This window comes from Kingella sp. (in: b-proteobacteria), assembly GCF_030527935.1.
Classification (GTDB): Bacteria; Pseudomonadota; Gammaproteobacteria; order Burkholderiales; family Neisseriaceae; genus Kingella_B.
In genome coordinates, this window is the sequence record NZ_JAUMZV010000070.1 from 1 (window position 1) to 3,786 (window position 3,786).

At 54.6% G+C, this 3,786-nt stretch carries 6 protein-coding genes; all 6 read right to left on the bottom strand.

The genetic code is table 11. From position 1 onward, the window contains the following. Window positions 1-409: 409 nt before the first annotated feature. A complete protein-coding gene (locus tag Q4A85_RS13135; protein ID WP_303111070.1) occupies window positions 410-892 on the bottom strand; it encodes a DUF4442 domain-containing protein in 483 nt (160 codons plus the stop codon). A 2-nt stretch (window positions 893-894) separates the two neighbouring features. After that, the gene (locus tag Q4A85_RS13140; RefSeq protein ID WP_303111072.1) at window positions 895-1,749 is read right to left on the bottom strand and encodes a folate-binding protein YgfZ; all 855 of its coding nucleotides are present in this window, start codon (window positions 1,747-1,749) and stop codon (window positions 895-897) included. 76 nt (window positions 1,750-1,825) lie between these two features. After that, entirely contained in the window at window positions 1,826-2,224 is a 399-nt protein-coding gene (locus tag Q4A85_RS13145; RefSeq protein WP_303111074.1) for a hypothetical protein, read from the bottom strand. Between the two features lie 163 nt (window positions 2,225-2,387). Then, entirely contained in the window at window positions 2,388-2,621 is a 234-nt protein-coding gene (locus Q4A85_RS13150; RefSeq protein WP_303111075.1) for a hypothetical protein, read from the bottom strand. Between the two features lie 180 nt (window positions 2,622-2,801). Beyond that, complete coding sequence (locus Q4A85_RS13155; RefSeq protein WP_303111076.1) at window positions 2,802-3,293, bottom strand: DUF456 domain-containing protein; 492 nt, start codon at window positions 3,291-3,293, stop codon at window positions 2,802-2,804. Window positions 3,294-3,351: 58 nt separating this feature from the next. Beyond that, window positions 3,352-3,690: a P-II family nitrogen regulator gene (locus tag Q4A85_RS13160; protein WP_303111078.1), complete on the bottom strand. Its 339-nt coding sequence runs from the start codon at window positions 3,688-3,690 to the stop codon at window positions 3,352-3,354. Window positions 3,691-3,786: the final 96 nt, after the last annotated feature.

Sequence of the window (3,786 nt, forward strand, 5' to 3'; positions counted from 1 at the left end):
TACCGTTTCGGCTACCGTTTTTTTTGACCTGTTTTAAGCCACAGAAAAAGCATTTGGTGGTGTCCTAAAAAGTATGCTGACTTGATTATGGTTGATAGCAAGCAGTATTGGGTAAAAACTCCGCAATCTGTTCTCTCTCCCGCCAGCGGGGGAAGGAACAGTAGTGCAGCATACTTTTTAGGACACTACCAAGCATTTTTTGTGTTCAAAGGTTTTAACTCCGTTTACAACCTTATAGGATAAGGTTTCTAGCGGGTTTTAGCCTCCATTTTGTCCTATATGCCGCAATGCACTATATACAAATAAGATAAATATAGATTTTTTCATAATGGTAATACTCCTTTTTCAGGCTGCCTATTGATAACAGCACAATAGGCAGCCTGAAAATCCATTTGGCATCGCAAAACCCTTACGGGCGCAATTCCTTTTTCAGCCGAATATAAATCACGCGCGTGGTGAGCGCGATGGTTTCGTCGTTTTTGTCAAACAGGCGCACGGTGAACTCGGGCAGGTATTTGTCGCCGCCTGCGGTGGCGGCGCGGATGCGTTCTACGTCGTCGTAGTTGAGTTTGCAGTCCAGATACACTTCGCCGAAGCCTGGTTTGATGAAGTCAATGGCGGCGGATTTGTCCCACACATAATAGTTGTCGCCCAGCGCGCCCAGCAGCATCACGGAATAGATGGGGTCGGTGATGGAAAGCAGGCTGCCGCCAAATTGGCTGCCGTTCATGTTGCGCGTGTAGGGCAGGTTGCGCAGTTTGGCGCGCAGGTGGGTGAAATCGGGCGAAATATGCGTAACCACGATGCCTGAATAGCGCAGCGGTGCCCATAGGTTCATGCGGCGGCGCAGGGTGGCGGCGGATTTGGGGAGTTTGCGGGGCAGGGCTGCCATGTTTATTCCTTGTTTTCGTTGTCGCTGGTTGGGAAGAATAGATGTTGCACGGCAAAGGCGTTGCCTGCGGCATCGCGCAGGGGGCTGTGCGCTGCGCTGTGTTTGATAACGAGCAAATTCAGGCTGCCTGATGTGTTGAGCACGATGCCTGCTTCTGCGCCTGATTCGTCTTGCACGGGCGCGCCTGCGCTTTGGGCGGCGGGGCTGCTGGCGATGGCGAGCCCGCGTTTGACTTGCCCGCGATATTGGGCGCGGGCGATGACTTCTTGCCCTGGGTAGCAGCCTTTGCGGAAATGCACGCCGCCGATGGTGTGCTGGTTGAGCATTTGGGCGACGCAGCTTTCGCTGGTGGCGGCGCAAATCCACGGATAGCCGCTTTGGATTTCGTGTTGCTGCCATGCGGCTTCGGCGGCGGCATCGTAGGCGGGCAGCTCGGCGCGTGGGGCGATTTTCAGGCTGCCTGTGTGCGGCAGTTGGATTTCGCCTTGTGCGTTTACGGGGAACGAGAGTTGCGGTTCGCTGGGATGCTGGGGCGGCGTGTTGCTTTTCAGGCTGCCTGCCACGCCCCAATCGGGCAGGATTTCAAATTGCACTTTGGCGCGCAGCACATACATTTTTAGCCGTTTGACCACGGCTTCGGCTAAATCGGCGGCAAGGGCAAGCAGGATTTCATTGCCTGTGTTTTGGGCGATAAGATTGGCGATGACGCGCCCTTTGGGGGTGTTGTAGGTGGCGTAGCAGGCTTGGTTGGCTTGCAGGTTTTTGATGTCGTTGGAAAATTGGTTGTGCAGAAAATCGGCGGCATCGCTGCCTGTGGCGCGGATAACGGCGAAAAAGGGGAGTTGGGTTGTTTGCATGATGGTTTCCTTTGTGTGCGGTTGGATATTGGGCTTGGCAGGGTTGTGTGAATAGGGTTTCAGGCTGCCTTGGGCGTTATGCGTGGCTGATTTGGCTGAATGTTAATTCTCCGTTTTCTAGGGCGCATTCGGCAAGCTGTTCGCCCCAGTTGGCGGCGGAAACGGCGAAGTCGCAGAAGCTGGCGTTGTCTTCCAGCCAAAAGGCGGCGTAGGCGATTTGCGGCTGGCTGGGCGGGGCTAGGCGGCTGCGGGCGGCGATAAGTTGCAGGATTTCGCTTTGGTGTTGGTCTAGCCATGCCAGTTGCGCGGAAACGGCTTGCAACGTGGCGATGCTGGGGGCGGTGTCGCTGTCAATCAGCAGCGTGCTGTCGTTTGCCCACAAAGTGCATTCGGCTTCTAGGGCTTCTGCGCTGTCGTCTGGCAGGTGGGTGATTTGGGGGATGTGTTGTTGGGCTAGGGTGCGGAGTGTGGTCATGGTGATGTGGTCATTAGGATGGTTTAAGGCAGCCTGAAAAGGGGGTTAATCGGCAAATGTTTGGGCTACACAGCGTGGGTATGGCGGCGCAACGCCATGAAACGGGTTATTGGTGTGGGGCGGTTTAAGGCAGCCTGAAAATTATTTCGCAGGGGCAAAAACTTCAATATCGCGCTCGGCTAGGTATTGCTGCCATAGCTGCTGTTGCGCCGCATCCAGCGCGGGAAGCTGCACCACCAGCGCGTGATACCACGGGTTGCGGTGTTGCACCTAAATCAAACTGGATTTTCAGGCTGCCTAATTGGGTTTGCGCGAAATAGGCAAACTCTTCGGCGGCTTGGTTTAAATCGGCATAGGCGCGGAGTAAATCGTTGATGGATAGGCGGTGGGTGGGCATAACGGGCTTTCAGGCTGCCTAGGGGCTGTTTGCAATGGGTTTGCGAGCGGATTTTGCGTCAGAAAATGGCAGATGCAAGGCGAAAATGCGAGCCTATGCCGTCCATAGGCGAGTATTTTCAACGCGGCAGATGCCGTTTTATGGCGCATAAGCCGCCGCAACACCCATTGTAAACAGCCCCTAGCCAATCCAGTAAACAATATATTGCGCCAATATAATCAACACGATACCCAACGCCGCGCCCACTTTGGCAACCGTGCCAACAATAAAGCCTGCCAACGCGCCGATGCCTACTTTGCCCGCCAACCACAGATTGCGCTTGTCGGCAAATTCGCCAATCGCTGCGCCGAGCAACGGTCCGAGTATCAAGCCCGCTGGTACAAAAAACGCGCCCACAATGCCGCCAATAAACGCGCCCCACAAGGCTTCCTTGCTCGCACCCGTGTATTTCGCGCCGAGCATCCCCGCCACAAAATCCATCGCCAAGCCAAAGGCAGACACAACAAACAACACCAGCAGCGTGGTGGTGCCGATAACGGCGTAGTCTTGCGCGTAGCCCATCAGCCACGCGCCCGCAAACATCAGCGGCAGGCTGGGGATGGCGGGGTAAATCGTGCCGATTGCGCCAAGGGCAAGGAGAACGATGGCAAGGGTGATGAATAGGAGCGTCATGGGCGGGTTAAATGGGTGGAATATGGTTTAGCTTCGTTAAATTGCGTTTCTGGCTGCCTTAAATCGCAGCGTGGTCGGTTTCGCCTGTGCGGATGCGGATAACGTGTTCCACAGGGTACACAAAAATTTTGCCATCGCCGATTTTGCCCGAGCGGGCGGTTTCTACGATGGTTTCTATCGCACGTTCCAGCATCTCGTCGGGCAACACGAGTTCTAGTTTCACTTTGGGCAAAAAATCAACGGCGTATTCCGCGCCGCGATAGATTTCGGTGTGCCCTTTTTGTCGCCCAAAGCCTTTCACTTCGGTTACGGTCATGCCTGTGATGCCGATTTCGGTAAGGGCTTCGCGCACGTCGTCTAGCTTGAATGGTTTGATGATGGCTTCAATTTTTTTCATGGTGGCAATCCTTGGGGGCAGGGGAATTTATGCTGTCTTTTACCTAAATACTCCGCCCACCCATATCCCGATTTCTCTCCATCGCCTGTCGTTGCT